18 protein-coding genes are annotated in these 20,146 nt (G+C 64.4%); 12 read left to right on the top strand and 6 right to left on the bottom strand.

The features are described from left to right. Positions 1-32: 32 nt before the first annotated feature. From N5B55_RS11040 to N5B55_RS11005, 8 genes are all read left to right on the top strand, one after another. A complete protein-coding gene (locus tag N5B55_RS11040) occupies positions 33-593 on the top strand; it encodes a penicillin-binding protein activator LpoB (protein WP_304538193.1) in 561 nt (186 codons plus the stop codon). Further along, entirely contained in the window at positions 593-2,056 is a 1,464-nt protein-coding gene (locus N5B55_RS11035) for a PelD GGDEF domain-containing protein (RefSeq protein WP_103519423.1), read from the top strand. Before N5B55_RS11040 ends, N5B55_RS11035 begins: the two co-directional genes overlap by 1 nt. A gap of 26 nt (positions 2,057-2,082) precedes the next feature. After that, a complete protein-coding gene (locus tag N5B55_RS11030) occupies positions 2,083-3,069 on the top strand; it encodes a tetratricopeptide repeat protein (protein WP_304538192.1) in 987 nt (328 codons plus the stop codon). Then, the gene (gene pelF / locus N5B55_RS11025) at positions 3,066-4,688 is read left to right on the top strand and encodes a GT4 family glycosyltransferase PelF (RefSeq protein WP_037028333.1); all 1,623 of its coding nucleotides are present in this window, start codon (positions 3,066-3,068) and stop codon (positions 4,686-4,688) included. The genes N5B55_RS11030 and pelF overlap by 4 nt, the downstream gene beginning before the upstream one ends. Beyond that, positions 4,688-6,058, top strand: coding sequence for an exopolysaccharide Pel transporter PelG (gene pelG / locus N5B55_RS11020; RefSeq protein WP_065859859.1), 1,371 nt, complete (start codon positions 4,688-4,690; stop codon positions 6,056-6,058). The genes pelF and pelG overlap by 1 nt, the downstream gene beginning before the upstream one ends. A 562-nt stretch (positions 6,059-6,620) precedes the next feature. Then, positions 6,621-8,174 (top strand): methyl-accepting chemotaxis protein, encoded by a 1,554-nt coding sequence (locus N5B55_RS11015; RefSeq protein ID WP_304538191.1) that lies wholly within the window; start codon positions 6,621-6,623, stop codon positions 8,172-8,174. A gap of 469 nt (positions 8,175-8,643) precedes the next feature. Beyond that, on the top strand, positions 8,644-9,912 hold the full coding sequence (locus tag N5B55_RS11010; protein ID WP_304538190.1) for a D-amino acid dehydrogenase: 1,269 nt from the start codon (positions 8,644-8,646) through the stop codon (positions 9,910-9,912). 123 nt (positions 9,913-10,035) lie between these two features. Further along, positions 10,036-10,959: a glutamate/aspartate ABC transporter substrate-binding protein gene (locus tag N5B55_RS11005; protein WP_304538189.1), complete on the top strand. Its 924-nt coding sequence runs from the start codon at positions 10,036-10,038 to the stop codon at positions 10,957-10,959. A 73-nt stretch (positions 10,960-11,032) separates the two neighbouring features. Here the strand turns inward: N5B55_RS11005 and N5B55_RS11000 are convergent, their stop codons facing one another. The 6 genes from N5B55_RS11000 to N5B55_RS10975 all read right to left on the bottom strand — a co-directional run bounded on the left by N5B55_RS11000 (position 11,033) and on the right by N5B55_RS10975 (position 15,878). Continuing rightward, a complete protein-coding gene (locus N5B55_RS11000) occupies positions 11,033-11,782 on the bottom strand; it encodes an amino acid ABC transporter ATP-binding protein (protein ID WP_304538188.1) in 750 nt (249 codons plus the stop codon). Further along, complete coding sequence (locus N5B55_RS10995; RefSeq protein WP_065859855.1) at positions 11,779-12,471, bottom strand: amino acid ABC transporter permease; 693 nt, start codon at positions 12,469-12,471, stop codon at positions 11,779-11,781. The genes N5B55_RS11000 and N5B55_RS10995 overlap by 4 nt, the downstream gene beginning before the upstream one ends. A 2-nt stretch (positions 12,472-12,473) precedes the next feature. Beyond that, positions 12,474-13,169, bottom strand: a complete 696-nt coding sequence (locus N5B55_RS10990; RefSeq protein ID WP_304538187.1) for an amino acid ABC transporter permease — start codon at positions 13,167-13,169, stop codon at positions 12,474-12,476. A 48-nt stretch (positions 13,170-13,217) separates the two neighbouring features. Next, on the bottom strand, positions 13,218-14,063 hold the full coding sequence (locus N5B55_RS10985; RefSeq protein WP_154206606.1) for an ABC transporter substrate-binding protein: 846 nt from the start codon (positions 14,061-14,063) through the stop codon (positions 13,218-13,220). Between the two features lie 355 nt (positions 14,064-14,418). Then, positions 14,419-14,997, bottom strand: coding sequence for a hypothetical protein (locus N5B55_RS10980; RefSeq protein WP_065859852.1), 579 nt, complete (start codon positions 14,995-14,997; stop codon positions 14,419-14,421). A gap of 89 nt (positions 14,998-15,086) precedes the next feature. Then, positions 15,087-15,878, bottom strand: a complete 792-nt coding sequence (locus N5B55_RS10975; RefSeq protein WP_304538186.1) for an IclR family transcriptional regulator — start codon at positions 15,876-15,878, stop codon at positions 15,087-15,089. Between the two features lie 324 nt (positions 15,879-16,202). Here N5B55_RS10975 and N5B55_RS10970 point away from each other — a divergent pair, with 324 nt between their 5' ends. The 4 genes from N5B55_RS10970 to N5B55_RS10955 are packed head-to-tail and all read left to right on the top strand — an operon-like array spanning position 16,203 to position 20,144. Next, positions 16,203-16,892 carry a 3-oxoacid CoA-transferase subunit A gene (locus N5B55_RS10970; RefSeq protein WP_304538185.1) on the top strand — a complete coding sequence of 230 codons (690 nt, stop codon included), beginning with the start codon at positions 16,203-16,205 and terminating at the stop codon, positions 16,890-16,892. After that, positions 16,889-17,551 carry a CoA transferase subunit B gene (locus tag N5B55_RS10965; RefSeq protein WP_154206604.1) on the top strand — a complete coding sequence of 221 codons (663 nt, stop codon included), beginning with the start codon at positions 16,889-16,891 and terminating at the stop codon, positions 17,549-17,551. Before N5B55_RS10970 ends, N5B55_RS10965 begins: the two co-directional genes overlap by 4 nt. 21 nt (positions 17,552-17,572) lie before the next feature. Next, positions 17,573-18,775 carry a 3-oxoadipyl-CoA thiolase gene (gene pcaF, locus N5B55_RS10960; RefSeq protein WP_154206603.1) on the top strand — a complete coding sequence of 401 codons (1,203 nt, stop codon included), beginning with the start codon at positions 17,573-17,575 and terminating at the stop codon, positions 18,773-18,775. Between the two features lie 7 nt (positions 18,776-18,782). Further along, positions 18,783-20,144, top strand: a complete 1,362-nt coding sequence (locus N5B55_RS10955; RefSeq protein WP_304538184.1) for a 3-carboxy-cis,cis-muconate cycloisomerase — start codon at positions 18,783-18,785, stop codon at positions 20,142-20,144. Positions 20,145-20,146 lie beyond the last annotated feature (2 nt).

The following is a 20,146-nucleotide window of genomic DNA, read 5'->3' as shown; positions in this document are numbered from 1 at the left end:
AGCACACAACGGAAGACTCCAGGGAGAACGCGATGACACCCTTGATCAACACGATGAAAGCCGGCCGCCGGCGCTGGCTGGCGCTGGTAGCGGGCGTTGGTGCGGCGCTGGCGTTGTCCGCCTGCGCGGTGGTCGACAGCGCGCGTGCGCCGGCAACCAGTGCGTCGGATGCGTGGGTCGTGCTGCCCATCGTCAACTACACCGAAACGCCGCAGGCGGGCCTGCGTGCAGAGACGATTGCGGTCAGCATCCTCAAGGCGCGCGGCTTCTCCAACCTCAAGCAGTATCCGGCCAACCTGAACAGCGAATCGCTGTTCGAGCCCGCCGAGCGCGAGGCCGTATCGCGCGCGCTGGATTGGGCGCGCGGCGAGAAAGCCCGCTACGCGCTGACCGGCGCCGTGGACGAGTGGCGCTACAAGGTCGGCGTGGATGGCGAGCCCGCGGTGGGCATCACGCTGCAAGTGATTGACGTGCAGTCCGGCAACGTGATCTGGAGCGCAGCGGGCAGCCGCACCGGCTGGAGCCGCGATGCCGTGTCGGCGGTGGCGCAGAAGCTGCTGCGCGAGCTGCTCTCGCCGCTGGGCCGGGGCTGATGAAGACCGAGTCGGCAAGTTCTGCGCAGTCGGCCGGCCGCCCCGGCGCTGATGCGCGCGCCCAGGGCGGGCGGAATGAGCGCCGGCGCAACGCGCAGGGCATTGGCGCCTCGACCTGGTACGGGCGCCTGATTGCTCCCGCTGTGTCGAGCCCGAGCGCCGTGCTCGAAACGCTGGGTGCTGCGGTGGCGGCCATCGGCATCGTGTGGCTGTTCGTGCCCGACAACCCGCTGCTGCTCGGCTACGGTTTTCCGTGGATGTGGCTGGTGCCGCTCATCCTGGCGCTGCGCTACGGCACGCTGCTCGGCGCACTTGCCGCGCTGGTCGTGCTGGGCGCCTGGGCCGTGTTCTACGGACAGACGGCCGCTGCCGCCAGCTTCCCGCGCATGTACTTTCTGGGCGGCCTGATGCTCGTGTTGATTGGGGGGCAGTACGGCGACATCTGGGGGGCGCGGTTGTCACGCGCCCGCACCGTCAATGGCTACCTGAACGACCGGTTGGCCGCGCTCACCAAAAACCACTTCCTGCTGCGCCTGTCGCACGAGCGCCTGGAGAACGACCTGCTGGCCAAGCCCACCACGCTGCGCGACACGCTTACGCAGCTGCGCAATATCGCGCTGGCCGCACGGGAGCACAGCAGCGCCGAGAACGCGCCTGACGTGGCGCAACTGCCCGGTGCCGAGCCGTTCCTGCAATGGACGGCGCAGGCCTGCCAGCTTGAAGTGGCTGCCATGGTGCGTGTAACGGGCAACCGCATCGATACCGAACCGGTCGCCCGCGTCGGCACGCCGTTCGATATCGTCGCCGATGATCCGTTGATCCGCCATTGCATCGACACCCACACGCTGGGCCACCCGCAGGCGCCCGAGCTGCGCACGGAAGACAGCTCGCGCTACGTGGCGTGCGCGCCCGTGCTGTCGGGGGCGGACGAGTTGATCGGGCTGGTGGTCGTACACCAGATGCCGTTCCTCTCGCTGTCGTTCGAGAACCTGCAGTTCCTGCTCGTGCTGCTCGGCTACTACGCCGACGGCGTGCGCCACCTCACCGTCAGCTCCGAGATTCTGGATCTCGTGCCCGACGCGCCGTACGAGTTCGCGCTCGACCTCGGCCGGCTGGCGCGTCTGCATCGCGACACGGGTATCGACTCGTCGGTGGTGGCGCTCATCTTTGACAAGGACGAGGCCAGCGATGCGCTGTTCGAGAGCGTGGTGCGCAGCCGCCGCGCACTGGATGTGGTGTGGCAGGCCAGCGGCAAGAGCCGCCGCGCCATCATCACGCTGATGCCGCTGTCGGGCGCCGGTGCCGTGTCGGCCTATCTGGTGCGCATTGAAGACAGCCTGCGCGCGCAGTTCGGCGTCGATTTCGAGGGCGGGCACATCACCGTGCAGACACTGCACGTGACGGGCGAGCACCCCGGCGAGGCGCTGCAGCGCTTCCTCACGCGCTGTCACCTCGATGCATAGGGGCGCAAAGGCCATGCGGATCGATCATGTTTAAGCTCACGCTCGGCGGCATCTCGGCCCAGATTGCGGCAGTGGTGATGGCACTGCACGCCGGCAACAGCCTGGCGCTGCTGCTGTCATGCCTGATGTTGCAGGGCACCGCCGCGGCGCTGATCGGCCTGGCTGCGTGGCGCTTGCTGCCGCGCCGTTATCGCGTGCCCTTTGTATGGACGTATGGCTACCTGACGGCGCTGTGCTTTTTCGTGCCGGTGGCGGGGTGCCTGCTGGTGCTCGGCAGCTTGCTGCTGGGCAAGCTCTTTCCCAAGCCCGAAGACGACAAGGACATCGCCGAGGTTGGCCTGCCGGTGTTCGTGGCGCACTTGATCTCCCGCGTGACGCACGGCGGCGGGGCGCGGCTGCGCGCACAGCTCAGCAACGAGCGCGCGCCGGTGCAAAGCCGCATGACCGCGCTGGTGGCCATGCAGTCCATGCCCACGCGTACGGCCAGCCCCGTGCTGCGCGACCTGCTGGCTGATCCGGTGGACGACATCCGCCTGCTGGCCTACGGCATGCTCGACAACGCCGAAAAGGTGCTCACGCAAAAGATCCTGGCCGAGCTGCCGCGCCTGGAAGAAGCCGCCACGCCCGAGGCCCGCTACGACATCAACAAGCGCCTGGCCGACCTGTACTGGGAACTGATCTACCAGAACCTGGTGCAGGGCGACGTGTACCGCTACACCGCCGAACAGGTCGAACGCTATGCCAGCGCGGCGCTCGACATCCAGCCCGACAACGCCGCGCTGTGGTACATGCGTGGCCGCCTTGCCCTGTCGCGCCGCGAGCCCGATGTGGCCGAATCTCACCTGCGCCGCGCTGAATCCCTCGGCTTCCCGCGTGACCGCCTGCTGCCGCCGCTGGCCGAAGCCTGTTACCTGCGCCGCGACTATGCCGGCGCCCGTGCGGCGCTGGCGCAGTTCTCCAGCCGGTCTCCGCTGCCGTTGCTGCGGCCGCTGTTGCGCTACTGGACATCATGAGCAACGACCAATTTCCGCGCGCCCAGTCCGCCGACGTCGCGCTGCTGCTTGAAGGGACCTTTCCCTATGTGAGCGGCGGGGTGTCGAGCTGGGTCAACCAGATGATCCGGGCGTTTCCGGACATCCGCTTTGCCATCGTCTTCATCGGCAGCCGCCGTGAAGACTACGGCAAGCCCGTCTACGCCATTCCCGACAACGTCGTGCACCTGGAGTGCCACTACCTGTACGACTTTCCGCCGCCGCCGCTGGTGCAGGCCAGCGGTGGCGATGCCGCTGCGTTCGAGCGCTCGCGCAAGCTGCACGACGCGTTGCGCAATCCGGCAAACAAGGCAGAGACGGCCGAGTTGATCCGCGCGTCGATTGCCGACCTGCGCGACGATGGCCCGCTGGCCGAGGAGCAGTTCCTCTACAGCCACCGCGCGTGGGACATGATGACGGACTACTACCGGCGTTACTGCACCGACCCGTCGTTTACCGATTACTTCTGGACCGTGCGCATCATGCACAAGCCGTTGTGGCAGCTTGTGCGCATTGCGGAAAACCTCATCCCGGTGAAGGTGTTCCACACCATTTCGACCGGCTATGCGGGGTTCCTGGGCGCGCTGCTGCGCTACAGGCGCGGGCGGCCGCTGCTGGTATCGGAACACGGCATCTACACCAAGGAACGCAAGATCGACCTGTTCCAGAGCCAGTGGATCCGTGACAACCGCAGCATCTTCGAGAAGGACATCGCGCAGATCAGCTACTTCCGCGATCTGTGGGTGCGCTTTTTCGAGACCATGGGCCGTGTCTGCTACGACGCGGCCGAAGACATCGTCGCGCTGTACGAAGGCAACCGGCAGCGGCAGGTCATTGACGGCGCGCCGGCCGAGAAGACGCGCAGCATTCCCAACGGCATCAACCTGCCGCGTCTGGCTGCGCTGCGCGAGAAGCGGCAGGCCAGCGTGCCGCGCGTGATGTGCCTGATCGGCCGGGTGGTACCCATCAAGGACGTGAAGACGTTCATCCGCGCGATGCTGACCATCACGCGCGAGATGCCCGATGCGGAAGGCTGGATTGCCGGCCCGGAAGACGAAGATCCGGAATACGCGCAGGAATGCCACAGCCTGGCGGAGAGCCTGGGCCTCGGCGATCGCATCAAGTTCCTGGGCTTCCAGAAGATCGACGACATCCTGCCGAAAGTGGGCGTACTGGTGCTGAGTTCCATCAGCGAGGCGCTGCCGTTGGTAGTGCTGGAAGGGTTTGCCGCGGGCGTGCCGTCTGTCACGACGGATGTGGGTTCGTGCCGGCAGCTCCTGTTCGGCCTGGAGGGCGAAGACGCGGCATTGGGCGCGGCCGGTGCCGTGGTGCGCATTGCCGACCCGGCCGCCCTGGCCGCCGAAGTGCTGACGTTGCTGCGTGATGAAACGCGCTGGCATGCAGCACAGGCAGCCGGCATCGCGCGCGTCGAGCGCTACTACACGCAAGAGATGATGGTCGGCAGCTACCGCGAGCTTTATACGCGCCTGCAGACGTTGCCCGATCTGAGTACCGAGCACGGTGCCAATGCTGCCTCTGCCGCTGCGGCAGCCTGCCCGCACCTCGCCCAGCAGAACAAGCCACATGAGGGAGCCCGCTGATGGCCGGCATTGGTTTTGAGCTGCGCAAGATGCTCAAGCGCGACAGCCTGCTCGGGCTGCTGCGCGCCTATACCTACGCCGGCATCATCAGCTCGGGGCCGTGGATTCTCTCCATCGTCGGGATTCTGCTGATCGGTATCCTGAGCCTGCCGTTCGTGGTTCCCGGCTCGCTCATCACGCAGTTCCAGGTGTCGGTCACCTACCTGATTGCGGTCAGCCTGATCCTCACGGGGCCGCTGCAGTTGGCGTTCACGCGCTTTACGTCCGACCGCCTGTTCGAGAAGCGCGACGACCTGATCCTGCCCAACTACCACGCCGTGTCGCTCGTGATGACGCTGGTGGCGGGCGGATTGGGTCTGCTTGTCATCCTCTTTGCGTTCCCGCAGCAGTCGGCCATCTACCGGTTGCTGATGCTGGCCGGTTTCGTGGTCATGGCCAATATCTGGATCGCCGTGATCTTCCTGTCGGGCATGAAGCAGTACAAGGCGATCGTGTGGATCTTCCTGATCGGCTACACGCTCACCGTGCTGTTGGCGCTGCTGTTCAACCGGCTGGGGCTGGAAGGGCTGCTGGCGGGGTTCGTGACGGGGCAGCTTTGCCTGCTGATCGGCATGGCGGCGCTTATCTACCGCAACTTCAGCGGGCGGCGTTTCCTGTCGTTCGAGGTGTTCGACCGGCGGTTCGCGTATCCGTCGCTCATGCTGATCGGGCTGCTGTACAACCTCGGCATCTGGCTCGATAAGTTCATGTTCTGGTATGCGCCGGGCACGGGCCAGCAGGTGATCGGCCCGCTGAACGCGTCGGTCATCTACGACATTCCGGTGTTTCTTGCATACCTCGGCATCATTCCCGGCATGGCCGTGTTCCTGGTGCGCATCGAGACGGATTTCGTCGAGTACTACGACGCCTTCTACGACGCCGTGCGCGGCGGCGCATCGCTCGAGCACATCGAAGACATGCGCAACACGATGGTGCAGACCATTCGCGCGGGCCTGTACGAGATCGTGAAGATCCAGGCCATGGCCGCGCTGGTGCTGTTTGCCGTGGGCGCCTCGGTGCTGCGCGCGCTGCAGATTTCCGAGCTGTACCTGCCGCTGCTGTACGTCGACACCATTGCCGCGAGCTTGCAGGTGGTGTTCCTGGGCGTGGTGAACATCTTCTTCTACCTCGACCGGCGCCGCGTGGTGCTGGCACTGACGGCGGCGTTTGTGGCCCTCAACGGCGTGCTGACGTGGATGACATTGCAGCTTGGGCCAGCCTGGTACGGATACGGATTCGCCGTGTCGCTGCTCCTGGTCGTGATGGCTAGCTTGGTGATCCTCGATCGGAAGCTGGATCGGCTGGAATACGAAACCTTCATGTTGCAGTAAGGCCAGCCGAGAGCTTCCGCTGCCGTTCGGAACCCAGCCCGCGACACCTCAACCCCCGTTCACGACCCTTCAAGCCTCGCGCACGGCGCTGCAAGCGCCGGCCGCGAGGCTTTTTGCTCTGCGCGTGCTGCTTTTTGCAGCAACACCATGACGCTTTTTGCTCCGTCATCGGAGCCTGGAGGCTGGCGCGCCGGGCTTTGTGGTCCACGCTTGGAGGCCCGAGCTCCTCGCTACTTCCTCGCCGCGTAGAGAGCAACCCTGACGGTGGATGGCGTGCCGTGTCGCCCCCATCGAGTGGGCTGAGCGAAAACTGCCCGCTAGACGCGGGTTCAGATTCTTTACTTCGATCCGATAGGAAAGAAGGGCCTCTTTGAGGGAACGGTTTTTCGCACCCCTCAGCCCAATCAAGATTTCTTGGCCGATTCCTTTTCGCTATTGCACATCGCTTGGCTGCCGCTCCGGCGCTGAACTCACCACCCGGACTGCCGACCAGCCGACGACGCATTGGCGGAGAGTGTCAGCAGACCAGGTGGCCACGCGGTGGCGAAGGGAACGAAACAGCATGCAGCGCATCAGGAACATGGGAATCGGCAAGCGTCTTGCCTTCGGATTTGCGGCTGTGCTGGCGTTTTCCGTCGTCATCACCGCCATTGCAATCTGGCGTCTGGACAATGCCGCGACGGCCACACGGGCCATGATGAATGAGCCGCTGCTCAAGGAGCGTCTGATCGGCGACTGGTATGCCAATCTCGTCGTCGGCATCCGCCGCACTATTGCGGTCGCAAAGAGCGCCGATCCCTCGCTGGGGCCGTATTTTGCGCAAGAGGCGGCGGCTTCGTCAAAGGCCTCGGGCGAGTACCAGAAGAAGGTGGAAGCGCTGCTGTCCACCGAAGAAGAGAAGACGCTGTTCGCCAAGATCGGCGAGCTGCGCAAAGGCTATCTGAGCGCGCGGGATGCCATCAACGCGGCCAAGGCCTCGGGCAATCCCGACGAAGCCCAGCGCGTGCTCGACCACGTTTTCGTGCCGGGTGCCAATGCGTATCAGGACATCATGCGCCAACTGCTGGAGGTGCAGCGCCGGTCCATCGACGACATCGCGAAGGACATCGGCGCCAGCGCCGCAAACAGCCGCACGTTGCTGATGGTGCTGGAAGGGCTGATCTTGGCGCTTGGCCTTGTCTTTGCCTACTTCCTGACAGTGAGCATCACCCGGCCATTGCAGGTGGCGGCCGGCATTGCAAGCCGTGTCGCAGCCGGGGATCTGTCGAGCGTGGCAGCCGCCAACTCGAAGGACGAGACCGGCAAGCTATTGCAGGCACTGGCTGACATGACGCAGCAACTGGTGGGTACGGTTGGAAGCATCCGCGTTGCAACCGAGTCTGTGGCTGGCGCCGCAGGCCAGATTGCGGCGGGCAACATGGACTTGTCCACGCGGACCGAGCAACAGGCGGCGTCGATCGAGGAGACGGCGGCCAGCACGACGGAACTGACCGAGGCAGTCAAGCGGAACGCCGAGAACGCACGTCAAGCCACGTCGCTCGCAGCCAGTGCAAGAGAGATGACGGAGGCCGGACGCGCTGAAGTGACCGCGATGGTGCAAACGGTCAGCGAGGTCAGCACGGCGTCCAAGAAGATTGCGGAGATTACCGGGCTGATCGAGGGTATTGCCTTCCAGACGAACATCCTGGCACTCAATGCTGCGGTGGAGGCCGCGCGAGCCGGCGAACAGGGCAGGGGATTTGCCGTGGTGGCCGGCGAAGTGCGATCGCTGGCGCAACGCGCGTCGGGTGCTGCGAAGGAAGTGAAGGAGCTGATCGAGGCATCCACCGGAAAGGTTGAACTCAGCTCCGAGCAGGCGTCGGGCGTGCATGCCGCAATGGCCCGCGTGAGTGTCGCCATTGAAGGTGTCTCGAGCATCATTGCCGAGATTGCAGTGGCGTCGGACGAGCAAAGCCAAAACCTGGAGCAGGTGAGCCAGGCAATCAGTCAGATTGACCAGGTGACGCAGCAGAATGCCGCGCTGGTGGAAGAGTCTGCGGCGGCGGCGCAAGCGATGCAGGAGCAGTCCGGGAACCTGCGCCGCGCGGTCAGCGTCTTCAGGCTCGGGGCAGGCTAGCGGCAAGCAGGTGGCGCGGCGTCACCCGCCGCTCACGCACCGAATTTCATCCCCGGCGACCACTGAATCCCCGCATCCGGCGTGCACTCCCGAGCACGCACACGTCAGCCCACCGCGGGTTTGGCCTTTGACGTACCTGCCCTAGATGGCGCCTTGAATTTCTGTTGCAGAGAGGAAAAAGGAAGGGAAACTGTCCGAGCGCAGCGAGTTTTTCCCTTCCCCTCTCTGCGACATAAATTCAAGGAATCTTTCGCCATCTCGGGCGCGCCTTTCTTTGCTTACTTTCTTTGGCAAGACAAAGAAAGTAAGTCGCCCCCGGGCAGGGGGTGAAACAAGGGGTGAACCACCAGTCCAAAAGAACCCACCAAAACCCATAGCCCCACAACATCCCCCCCGACAACTCCGCATTTGCCCAACCCCCACCGGGCTCCTTAAGCTGCACCGATATTCCAAAATACGCAGCTTCTTCATGCACATCGCAGTAGTCGGCGCCGGCATCATCGGCATCAGCACGGCCTATGCGCTGGCTCAGGAAGGCCATCAGGTCACCCTGGTCGAGCGGCATCCGGGCCCGGGCGAGGGCACCAGTTACGCCAACGGCGGCCAGTTGAGCTACAGCTATGTGGCACCGCTGGCCGGCCCCGGCGTGCTTTCGCACGTGCCCGGCTGGTTGCTGCGCCGCGATTCGCCGCTGCGGCTGAAGCCGTCGCTGGACCCGGCTCTGCTGCGCTGGGGGCTGCGCTTTATCGCCGCCTGCAATCGTGACCGGGCCGACCGCACCACGCGCGAGCTGCTTGCGCTGTCGTTCTACAGCCGCGCACGCATGGAAGCACTGCGGGAGGCGGCGCCGGATTTGGCGTTCAGCTTTGCCCGGCGCGGCAAGCTGGTGGTGCACCGCGATGCCGCGGCGTTCGAGTCGGCCCGCGCGCAGGTCGGCTATCAGGCCACGCTCGGCTGCGAGCAGCATGCGCTGTCCGCCGACGAAACGGTGACTCACGAGCCAGCGCTTGCCGGCGCGCGTGACCAGATTGTCGGCGCCATCTACACGCCCGACGAAGACGTGGCCGATTGCCACCAGCTTTGCGTCGGCCTGTTCAACCGGCTGCGCGCGATGCCGACCGTGATGCTGCGCTTCGCTACCGGCGTTGACGCGTTGTGGACCGAAGGCCGCCGTGTGCGCGGTCTAAAACTGGCCGATGGCGAGCAGATTGCCGCCGATGCGGTGGTGATGGCAGCGGGCGTGACCAGCGCCAGGCTGCTCAGCCCGTTGCGCATCGACCCCGGGCTCTATCCGCTCAAGGGTTACAGCATCAGCCTGCCGCTGGGCGAGGGCGATGTTGCCCCGGTGATCAGCGTGACGGATGCGGCGCGCAAGATTGTCTACGCCCGCATCGGCCAGACGCTGCGAGTGGCGGGCATGGCTGACCTAGTGGGCTGGTCGACCGCGCTGGATACGCGCCGGGCGCAGACGCTGTACGACGAAACCCGCGCGCTATTCCCAGGTGCCATGCGCGCCAATGACGCGGGTGCCGATGCGGCGCCGTGGGCTGGCATGCGGCCTGCAACGCCAACCGGCGTGCCCGTGGTCGGGGCGTCGCCGGTGGAGGGACTGTGGTTGAACGTGGGGCACGGAGCGCTGGGCTTTACGCTGGCGCTCGGCAGCGCAGGCTTGCTGACCGACCTGATTGCCGGCCGCAAGCCCGCGATTTCCCCAGTGCCGTATGCGCTGGCCGCGTGACACAAGAGCGAGATTCAGAACGAGATTCAAAGACCGAGCGTGCAGGCTTGACGATGTGCGTCCGGCCGGCGCCCATTGGTAACCAAAGTAGTCTGGAGCGAACACACCCATAGGAGGGGAAGCATGAAGACCTTGCAATCGACCAAACGGATTCTGTGTGGCCTGACGCTGGCTGCGGCCGGTACGTTGGCCGTGCTGTCGACCGGTGCGCAGGCGCAGTCAACCGACACGCTGGCCAAGATCAAGCAATCGGGCGTGATCTCGGTGGGCTATCGCGAGTCGTCGATTCCGTTCTCGTACCAGGCTGACGCGAACACCATCACCGGCTATTCGCAAGAAATCTCCAACATGATCGTTGCCGGCGTGGAAAAGGCGGTGGGCAAGAAGCTGCAAGTCAAGCTCACGCCGATCACGTCGCAGAACCGCATCTCGCTGCTGCAGAACGGGACGATTGACTTCGAGTGCGGCTCGACCACCAACAACCTCGAGCGCCAGAAGCAGGTCGCGTTCTCGAACAACATCTTCATCTACGGCATGTTGATGCTGGTGAAGAAGGATTCGGGCATCAAGGACTTCCCCGACCTGAAGGGCAAGACCGTGGTGACCACCGCCGGCACGACGGAAGACCGCATCCTGCAGAAGATGAATGGCGAAGCCAAGGATGCCGACAAGATGAACCTGATCCTGGCGAAGGATCACGGCCAGGCATTCCTGACACTGGAATCGGGCCGCGCCGTGGCGTTCGTGATGGACGAACCGCTGCTGTACGGCGAGCGCACGAAGGCCAAGAACCAGGCTGACTGGGTGGTCACGGGCACGCCGCTGCAGACGGAAACCTACGCCTGCATGATGCGCAAGGACGATCCGGCGTTCAAGAAAGTGGCCGATGACGTGATTGCCGATCTGATGAAATCGGGCAAGGCGAACGACTTGTACAAGAAGTGGTTCCTGTCGCCGATTCCGCCGAAGGGCCTGAACCTGAACTACCCGATGACGGCTGGCATGAAGGATTTGTACGCACACCCGAACGACAAGGCGATCCAGTAAGCCGCGTTGTCGTGCATCCAAAGAAAACGGGGGACAGTGTTCCCCGTTTTTTATTTGGCCGCTGCCCAACGGTTCAGGCGGGTTCGCTCCACGGCGAGCGGATATCGGCCAGGAAGCGCTGCGCACGCGGGTGCTGCGGGCGCTGGAAAAAATCCTCGGGCGTGGCGCGTTCCAGCACCTGTCCCTGGTCCATGAATAGGACGCGGTCGGCCACCTCGCGTGCAAAGCCCATTTCGTGCGTGACGCAGACCATCGTCATGCCGTCGCGGGCGAGGTCCTTCATGACCAGCAGCACTTCGTTCACCATTTCCGGGTCCAGCGCGGAGGTGGGCTCGTCGAACAGCATGACCGGCGGCTTCATGGCCAGGGCGCGCGCGATGGCCACGCGCTGTTGCTGGCCGCCCGACAGCTCGCCGGGGTAGGCGCCGGCCTTGTGCGGCAGGCCCACGCGTTCAAGCAGGCTCATCGCAAAGTCCTTCGCTTCCTGTGGTGCCATGCGCTTGAGTTGCACCGGCGCCAGCGTGCAGTTCTGCATGACGGTCAAGTGCGGAAACAGGTTGAACTGCTGGAACACGAAGCCGATGCCGCTGCGCAGCACGTTGACGTCCACGCCCGGCGCATGCACCTCGTGTCCGTTCACCACGATGCGGCCTTTCTGAATGGCTTCGAGCCGGTTCAGCGTGCGGATGAGCGTTGACTTGCCCGAGCCCGACGGCCCGCACACCACCACCACTTCGCCCTTGGAAACGGTTTCGTTGATGTCGACCAGCGCGTGGTAATCGCCGTACCACTTGTCGACGTGTTCAATCGTGATCATGTTCATGGTTTGGACGGTGCACGCGCGGCAAGGCGGCGCTCCAGGTAAAACGCCACGCGCGTCAGGCTGAAGCACATGATGAAGTAGCTGATGCCGAGCAGGCCGTACACCTCGGCAGACTTGACCATCACGGCGGTGCTGATCTGCCCCGCCACGAACGACACCTCGGGCAGGCTGATGATGTAGCCGAGCGAGGTTTCCTTGATGGTCGACACGAGCTGATTAACGAGCGACGGCAGCATGTTGCGAAGCGCCTGCGGCAGGATCACGCGGCGCATCGCCTGCATGTACGACAGGCCGAGCGAGCGGGCGCTTTCCATTTGCCCGCGCGGCAACGCCTGGATGCCTGCGCGCACGATCTCCGCCAGATAGGCGCCGTCGAAAATCACCAGCGCAGTCAGCATGGTGCTGAACTGGTCGGTGCGCTGGCCGGTGATGGAGGGCAGCAGGAAATACGCCCAGAAGATCACCATCAGCAGCGGTGTGCCACGCACGACATAGACGAGCGCCGTGGCCGGCCAGCGCAGCGCGGCAATCGGGCTGACGCGGCACAGGCCAAGCAGGATGCCAACCGGCAGCGCAAGCACAAGGCCCGCGGACGCCAGCAGGAACGTCAGCGCCAACCCGCCCAGCGGCCCGTTCGGGTATTGGCCGATCAGGTAATAGATACCGTAGGTTTGAATGAGATCGAGCATGGCTACAGCGTCCGGACGGGGTAGCGATGCTGATACCAGGCCGAGAACACCGTGATCGCAATCGAGATGGTCAGATAGGCCGCGGTGGCAAAGGCAAACGCCTCAAAGCCGCGGAACGTGGCGGACTCGACCTGCTGCGCCTGGTACATCAATTCGGCCACGCCGATGACCATGGCGATACTGGAGTTCTTCCACAGGTTCAACGTTTGGCTGACCAGCGGAGGAACCGTCACGCGCAAGGATTGCGGAAGCACCACCAGGCGCATGGCCTGCAGGAACGAGAGCCCGAGCGCGCGGCTGGCTTCAAGCTGTTCCTTCGGAATCGAGCGGATGCCGCTGCGGATGTCCTCCGCCATATATGCGGCCGTGTAGAGCACGAGCGCAATGACGGCGCTCGCGGCCTCGTAGTTCATGCTGTAGAGCCAGTCCCGGATGAACTCCGGCAGGATCTGCGGCGCGCCGAAATACCAGAACAGCATGTGGGCGAGCAGCGGCACGTTGCGGATGGCTTCGACATAGGTCTGACCGATGCCGCGCAGCGGTGCCAGCGGCGCCAGGTGCAGCAGCGCCACCACGATGGCAAGCGGCAGCGCCAGCACGAAGGCCAGTACGGAGAGCTTGATCGACAGGAAGAAACCGCTGACGAGCCACTGGTGATACTGCCCCGAGAGCAGCATCGACAAATCAAAATGGGGCATGGAGATTCACCGCCCAGAACGGTGTCTGGGCGGCCCGACCTTTAACGATTAATCGATCTTGTCGGTAGAAATCTTGAAGGTACGCTGCGGGAAGGCCATCTTGGTGTTCGGGCCGAACCACTTGTCGAACAGCTTCTGCGCCTCGCCGCTCTTTTCCATGCCCAGCAGCACGTCGTCAACCTGCTTCTTGAAGGCCGGTTCGCCCTTGCGGATGCCCAGTGCGAGGTGTTCGGTCGACAGGTTTTCCGGCAGCAGCGCGTAGTCCTTGGCCGCCGGGCCCATCTTGGCCATGTTGCCGATCAGCGTGGTTTCGTCGTTAACGTAGGCGACGCCCTTGCCTTGCTGCAGGGCCAGCAGTGCCTGCGGGCTGTTGTCGAACGACACAACGTCGGCGTTCTTGATGGCCTTGGCAATGTTGGCTTCCATGGTCGAACCCTTGACGGTCAGAAGCTTCTTGCCATCCAGCTGACCGAGCGACGTGATGCCGCTGCTCTTCTTCACCATGGCCTTCTGACCGGTGATGAACGTCGACACCGAGAAGTCGATCTGCGCCTCGCGCTCCTTGTTGTGCGTGAGCGAGGCGGCCAGCAGATCCACGCGGCCTTGCTGCAGTTCGGGCAGGCGGGCGGCCACGGCCAGTTGCTTGAGCACGGGCTTGACGCCCAGGCTCTTGGCGATGGCGTCGCACATGTCGACGTCATAGCCGACGATCTCGCGGCTCATCGGGTCTTTCAGGAAGCTGAACGGCTCGTCGGTGCCGAGCACGCCGCAGACCAGTTCGCCCTTCTTCTTGATGTCGGAAATTTGATCAGCATGCGCGGTGGCGGCGGCCAGGGTTGCCGCGGCCAGAATGGCGGCACCGGCAAAGTGTGTCAGACGTCGGTTTGTTTTCATCGGATTTCCTCTTTGACGACTTGGGTGGTGGACAGTGTGCGAATAAGAACCGCCCGCGAGCATACCGGCGTATGCGTCTTTTGCATGCGCGGACTTCGGATAACCATATGACGCCAGGTGAAACGCCCAACTATAGTCCATGCCGCAGCGGCACAGATGGCAGGTGGCAAGCAGGGCGGGGTGCGGTGCACAGGCGGGATGTGGGGGTGGCCGGGTCGCGCGCCCGCAGCCCGGTCAGGCTGGCGCAGCAAGGCAGGAGCCCGGCGGATGTTTCGTGAAATGAGACTTTGTCTGCCATTAATGACATGGCGGCCGACTGCGCTCCATCAGGGGATTCCCGGGGCGAAGCGCGCGCTTAAAGCGTGCCGCAGATCGATTCGTTGATGGGCACGTCGCCCACCGTCTCGTGGTCGTTGCCCCGATAGCGGTAGACCAGGCTCAAGCCCAGCCGCGTGAGGATGCGCACGTCGCCGTTGTTGCAGATGTTCTTCTGCAGGATCGGCACGAAATTCAGCCGAAAGCCCTGCGACGCAGCCGAGTGCGCCGCGTAGTTGGTCAGGGTGATGACGAAGACAAGGTTCTTCTTCTGCGCCAGCGAGCATTGCGCCAGCGCGGTCTCGCGGTCGAGCGGGACGGGGGTGAAACGGTTGATTTCGGCGCAGGCCTGGGCAAGAGCGCGATCTGCATTACGGGCGGGCCCTGTCAGGGCTGGAACGCCGGCAGCCGCCGTACTGCGGCCCGTGGCTGCGCCCACCAGCATGCGGGCCAGCGGCGTCAATTCCTGCAGGGCCGTCGCCAACGGCGTCGATTGGGCCCAAACAGGGCTGGACAGCAACGGGAGGGCAAGCGCCAGGACGCGCGAAGCACGCCCCCGGCGTTGGCAACCTTTCACATCCAGACCGGTGTGAATGGCGGTGTGTTGAGTCACAGACATCCTCTTTGCCCACGGAGCCACAATTTTATTGAAAAAACTGTCGGGATGCGAGGCGGGAAGCGCACTGGCGCGGCCGCTTTCAACTCGGGTCAGGTCCGTACACGCACCATGGCCGAAATGCGCTCGGCCGCCTGCTGCAGCGGACCGAGAAACTGCTTCGTCATCTGTTTACCGGAAGTCCGGTTGGCCTGCCCGCTGATGTTCATGGCGGCAATGATGTCGCCGGCCCGATTGCGGATCGGCGCCGACAGCGAAATCAACCCTTCCTCAAGCTCCTGGTCGACCAGCGCCCAACCCTGCTGGCGCACGCCGGCAATGACCTCTTTCAATGCATCGACATCGGTAATGGTGCGCTGCGTCCGTGCACGCCGGTCGGATTCGCGCAGGGCGATGTCGAGTTGATCTTCGGGCAGACCCGACAGCAGCACACGGCCCATCGACGTGCAGAACGCCGGCAGCCGGCTGCCGACCGACAGGTTCAGCGCGATGATCTTCTGCGTGGGCACCCGCAGGACGTAGACGATTTCCGTCCCATCCAATACCGAGGCAGAGCAACTTTCATGCACCGTCTGCACGAGTTCTTCCATCACCGGCTCGGCAAGGTTCCAGAACGGCATCGAGGTGAGGTAGGCGAAGCCGAGATCGAGGATCTTGGGCGTAAGGCGGAAGAGGCGGCCTTCAAAGCTGACATAGCCCAGGCTGACCAGCGTGAGCAGGATGCGGCGGGCGCCGGCGCGGGTCAGGCCGGCGGCTTCGGCCACCTCTGAAAGTGTTTGCGCGGGGCGTTCGGCATTGAACGCGCAGATGACCGACAGCCCCCGTGCAAACGACTGGACGTAGGAATCGCTGGGCTTTTCGGTGGGCAGTTCGGAAGCAGACATGCAAAGAAAGGCGGAAAGCGGTGCAGTGCACTCAAGACTACTGGCATTGCGCCGGTTTCGCCACTCGAACGGGTGATCGGTATGCGTACGCCTTGACACCTCAACGTCGAGAGGCGTAGATTAGTTCTCGGATCGAACTTACGTTCGTAGATCGAACAAATGAGGGAAGCAAACTTAGGCCAGACAGCCCGGGCCTTGTCGATCCGATCATCAAACAGGAGACTCGCAGGCCGCCCGATCGCGGCCCGGCCATGTCTGGCCCCGCGATGCTCCGAACCGCGCCTACCATCGAAGAATGTGCGGCGCCCTTGCCGGAGAATGCACGTGATCAACAAGCTTTGTCCGTCTGTGGAGGCCGCCCTGGCCGATATCCCGGACGGTGCCACCATCATGATCGGCGGGTTCGGTACTGCCGGCATGCCCTCGGAACTCATCGACGGCCTGATCGCGCACGGCGCGCGTGAGCTGACCATCATCAACAACAACGCCGGCAATGGCGAGACGGGCCTGGCAGCGCTGCTCAAGGCGCGCCGCGTTCGCAAAATCGTCTGCTCGTTCCCGCGTCAGGCCGATTCGTATGTGTTCGATGCGCTCTACCGTGGCGGCGAGATCGAACTGGAGCTGGTGCCGCAAGGCAATCTGGCCGAGCGCATCCGCGCCGCAGGTGCCGGCATTGGTGGCTTTTTCTGCCCGACCGCCTACGGCACGCAATTGGCCGAAGGCAAGGAAACGCGCATCATCGACGGCAAGCCGTACGTGTTCGAGCTGCCGTTGACTGCCGACTACGCCCTCATCAAGGCGTTGCGCGCAGACCGCTGGGGCAATCTCGTCTATCGCAAGACCGCACGCAACTTCGGGCCGGTGATGGCCATGGCGGCCAAGTGCACCATCGCGCAGGTCAGCGAGACGGTAGAGTTGGGCGAGCTGGACCCAGAGCACATCGTCACGCCGGGCATTTTTGTGAAGCGCGTCGTGAAGCTCGGCTCCGCGCAACCCGCCAAGGAGGCCGCATGACCGCCGATACCACCACGAAGATCCAGCGCTGGACGCGCGATCAGATCGCTACCCGTGTGGCGCGTGATATTCCCGACGGCTCGGTCGTCAACCTGGGCATCGGCCTGCCGACGCTCGTGGCGAACCAGTTGCCGGCCGATCGCGAAATCATCCTGCATACCGAGAATGGCCTGCTCGGCATGGGCCCCGCGCCCGCGCCCGGGCAAGAAGACGAAGACCTGATCAACGCCGGCAAGCAGCCGGTCACCGTCAAGCCTGGCGCATCGTTTTTCCATCACGCCGATTCGTTTGCCATGATGCGCGGCGGCCATCTTGACTATTGCGTGCTTGGCGCCTTTCAGGTGTCGGCCACGGGTGATCTCGCCAACTGGCACACCGGTGCACCGGACGCGATTCCCGCCGTGGGCGGCGCGATGGACCTGGCTATTGGTGCCAAGCGCGTCTTCGTCATGATGGAGCACCAGACCAAGCAGGGCGAAAGCAAGATCGTGCCGTCGTGCACGTACCCGCTGACGGGCATCGGCTGTGTCGATACCATCTACACCGATCTTGCCGTGATCGACATCACGCCCGAGGGGCTGGTGGTGCGCGAGATGGCCGACGGCCTCGATTTCGATACGCTGCAGACGATGACGGCGGCGCCGTTGCGTCGTGCCTAGAACCATTGGAGACAGACCATCATGACCGAAGCCTTTATCTGCGACGCCATCCGGACTCCCATCGGCCGATATGGCGGCAGCCTGTCCGCCGTGCGCGCCGATGACCTGGGCGCGGTGCCGCTCAAGGCGCTGATGGCGCGCAACCCGCAGGTCGATTGGTCGGCCATCGACGACGTGATCTTCGGCTGCGCCAATCAGGCGGGCGAAGACAATCGCAACGTGGCGCGCATGTCGTCGCTGCTGGCCGGGTTGCCGGACAGCGTTCCAGGTTCGACCATCAACCGCCTGTGCGGCTCGGGCATGGACGCCACCGGCACCGCTGCGCGCGCCATCCGCTCGGGTGAGACCGCGCTGATGATCGCGGGTGGCGTCGAGAGCATGAGCCGCGCGCCGTTCGTGATGGGCAAGGCGGCCAGCGCCTTCTCGCGCGATGCTGCCATCTACGACACGACCATCGGCTGGCGCTTCATCAACCCGCTCATGAAGGCGCAGTACGGCGTCGACTCGATGCCGGAGACTGCCGAGAACGTCGCCACCGACTACAACATCAACCGCGAAGATCAAGACCGCTTCGCGGTGCGCAGCCAGGCGAGCGCCGCACGTGCGCAGGAAGACGGCACGCTCGCGCAGGAAATTACGCCGGTGACGATCCCGCAGAAGAAGGGCGATGCCATCGTTGTCAGCCGTGACGAGCATCCGCGCGCAACGACCATGGAAGCGCTCGCCAAGCTCAAGGGCGTGGTACGTCCGGACGGCACGGTGACGGCCGGCAATGCGTCGGGCGTGAACGATGGCGCCTGCGCGCTGCTCCTTGCCAACGAAGAATCTGCCAAGCGCTTTGGCCTGACGCCGCGTGCGCGCATTGTCGGCATGGCCACCGCTGGCGTGCCGCCGCGCGTGATGGGCATTGGCCCGGCACCGGCGTCGCAAAAGCTGCTCAAGCAGCTTGGCTTGAGCATCGATCAGCTGGATGTGATTGAGCTGAACGAGGCGTTTGCTGCGCAGGGTTTGGCTGTGACGCGTCAACTGGGCCTGCGTGATGACGATCCGCGCGTCAATCCGAACGGCGGCGCCATCGCGCTGGGCCACCCGCTCGGCATGAGCGGCGCGCGCCTGGTGACGACGGCGATGTATCAGCTGCAACGCACGGGCGGACGCTATGCGCTGTGCACGATGTGCATCGGTGTGGGGCAGGGCATCGCGCTGGTGATCGAACGCGTTTGATACGGCCATGACCAGCGGACTGCTCGATCGCGCCTTCTCCACGCCTGCCATGTTGGCGGTGTGGTCCGATGCAGCCACCGTGCGCGCGATGCTCGATGTGGAGGCTGCGCTCGCCCAGGCCGAAGGCGCGCTTGGCGTGATTCCGGCCGAAGCCGTTGCGCCGATTCGCGCAGTGTGCGCCAAGGCGACGTTGGACTTGGAAGCGCTCGGCAATGCCGCGGCCAGCGCAGGCAACCTGGCGATCCCGCTGGTCAAGCAGCTGACTGCCGCTGTCGCGCAGCATGATGAAAACGCCGCGCGCTACGTGCATTGGGGCGCCACCAGCCAGGACATCATCGATACCGGTCTGATGCTGCAGTGGCGGCAATCGGCGGACCTGATCGAAGCGGATTTGCAAAAGCTGGCGGACGCGCTTGCTGCGCTGGCGCAACGTCATCGCAATACGCCGATGGTGGCGCGCACGTGGCTGCAGCAGGCGCTGCCGACAACGTTCGGGCGCAAGGTTGCGGGCTGGCTGGAAGCGGTGCATCGCGCGCAGGATCGCTTTACCGCGTTGCGCGCGCATGTGCCCGCATTGCAGTTTGGCGGGGCAGCGGGCACGCTCGCCAGCTTGGGTGAACATGCACGTGCTGTCGCTCAAACGCTGGCGCACGAGCTTGATCTGCCGCTGCCGACGCTCTCTTGGCACGGCGAGCAGGATCGAATCGCCGATATTGGTACGACGCTCGCGTTGCTGACCGGCATGCTGGGCCACTTCGCCCGCGATCTCTCACTGATGATGCAGACCGAGGTTGGCGAAGTTGCCGAGCCGTCCGCTGCGGGCAAGGGCGGTTCCTCCACCATGCCGCATAAGCGCAATCCGGTTGGTTGCGCGACGGTGCTGGCTGTGGCCACGCGCATGCCTGGCTTGGCGAGCACGCTGCTGGCTGCGCTGCCGCAGGAGCACGAACGCGCGCTCGGCGGTTGGCAGGCGCAGTGGGCGACGATGCGCGAGATGGCCTGCCTCGCAGCGGGCGCGCTCGATCGGATGTGCGACATCGTTGAGGGCTTGCAGGTCGACGCCGCTCGCATGCGCACGAATCTCGACCTCACGCACGGCCTGATCCTCGGTGAAGCCGTGATGCTGGCGCTCGGTACTGATCTTGGTCGCCTGCAAGCGCACCATGTGGTCGAAGCGGCCAGCCGCAAAGCGGTACACGAGCACAAGACGCTGCATGACGTACTGGCCCAGGATGCCGACGTCCTACGCATCTGGGGGGCCGCCGCACCGCAGCGGCTGAGCGCGCTGCTCGACCCCACCCATTACCTTGGCGATGCGGGCGCCGCCGTTGACCGCGTGCTCGCGGAACACGCTCGCCGCCACCCCTGAAC

This window comes from Ralstonia pickettii (genome assembly GCF_030582395.1).
Classification (GTDB): Bacteria; Pseudomonadota; Gammaproteobacteria; order Burkholderiales; family Burkholderiaceae; genus Ralstonia; species Ralstonia pickettii_D.
The sequence above is the reverse complement of the archived record's forward strand: the minus strand, read 5'-3'. Positions and strand labels throughout refer to the sequence as shown.

Excerpts from the sequence above, each read along its gene's own strand:
- N5B55_RS10975 (WP_304538186.1), bottom strand. The coding sequence starts at position 15,878 with ATGTCTGCTTCCGAACTGCCCACCGAAAAGCCCAGCGATTCCTACGTC.
- N5B55_RS10990 (WP_304538187.1), bottom strand. The coding sequence starts at position 13,169 with ATGCCCCATTTTGATTTGTCGATGCTGCTCTCGGGGCAGTATCACCAG.
- N5B55_RS11030 (WP_304538192.1), top strand. The coding sequence starts at position 2,083 with ATGTTTAAGCTCACGCTCGGCGGCATCTCGGCCCAGATTGCGGCAGTG.
- N5B55_RS11015 (WP_304538191.1), top strand. The coding sequence starts at position 6,621 with ATGCAGCGCATCAGGAACATGGGAATCGGCAAGCGTCTTGCCTTCGGA.
- N5B55_RS10995 (WP_065859855.1), bottom strand. The coding sequence starts at position 12,471 with ATGCTCGATCTCATTCAAACCTACGGTATCTATTACCTGATCGGCCAA.
- N5B55_RS11010 (WP_304538190.1), top strand. The coding sequence starts at position 8,644 with ATGCACATCGCAGTAGTCGGCGCCGGCATCATCGGCATCAGCACGGCC.
- N5B55_RS11040 (WP_304538193.1), top strand. The coding sequence starts at position 33 with ATGACACCCTTGATCAACACGATGAAAGCCGGCCGCCGGCGCTGGCTG.
- pelF (WP_037028333.1), top strand. The coding sequence starts at position 3,066 with ATGAGCAACGACCAATTTCCGCGCGCCCAGTCCGCCGACGTCGCGCTG.
- N5B55_RS10965 (WP_154206604.1), top strand. The coding sequence starts at position 16,889 with ATGACCGCCGATACCACCACGAAGATCCAGCGCTGGACGCGCGATCAG.
- N5B55_RS11035 (WP_103519423.1), top strand. The coding sequence starts at position 593 with ATGAAGACCGAGTCGGCAAGTTCTGCGCAGTCGGCCGGCCGCCCCGGC.
- N5B55_RS11005 (WP_304538189.1), top strand. The coding sequence starts at position 10,036 with ATGAAGACCTTGCAATCGACCAAACGGATTCTGTGTGGCCTGACGCTG.
- N5B55_RS10955 (WP_304538184.1), top strand. The coding sequence starts at position 18,783 with ATGACCAGCGGACTGCTCGATCGCGCCTTCTCCACGCCTGCCATGTTG.
- N5B55_RS11000 (WP_304538188.1), bottom strand. The coding sequence starts at position 11,782 with ATGAACATGATCACGATTGAACACGTCGACAAGTGGTACGGCGATTAC.
- N5B55_RS10985 (WP_154206606.1), bottom strand. The coding sequence starts at position 14,063 with ATGAAAACAAACCGACGTCTGACACACTTTGCCGGTGCCGCCATTCTG.
- pcaF (WP_154206603.1), top strand. The coding sequence starts at position 17,573 with ATGACCGAAGCCTTTATCTGCGACGCCATCCGGACTCCCATCGGCCGA.
- N5B55_RS10980 (WP_065859852.1), bottom strand. The coding sequence starts at position 14,997 with ATGTCTGTGACTCAACACACCGCCATTCACACCGGTCTGGATGTGAAA.
- pelG (WP_065859859.1), top strand. The coding sequence starts at position 4,688 with ATGGCCGGCATTGGTTTTGAGCTGCGCAAGATGCTCAAGCGCGACAGC.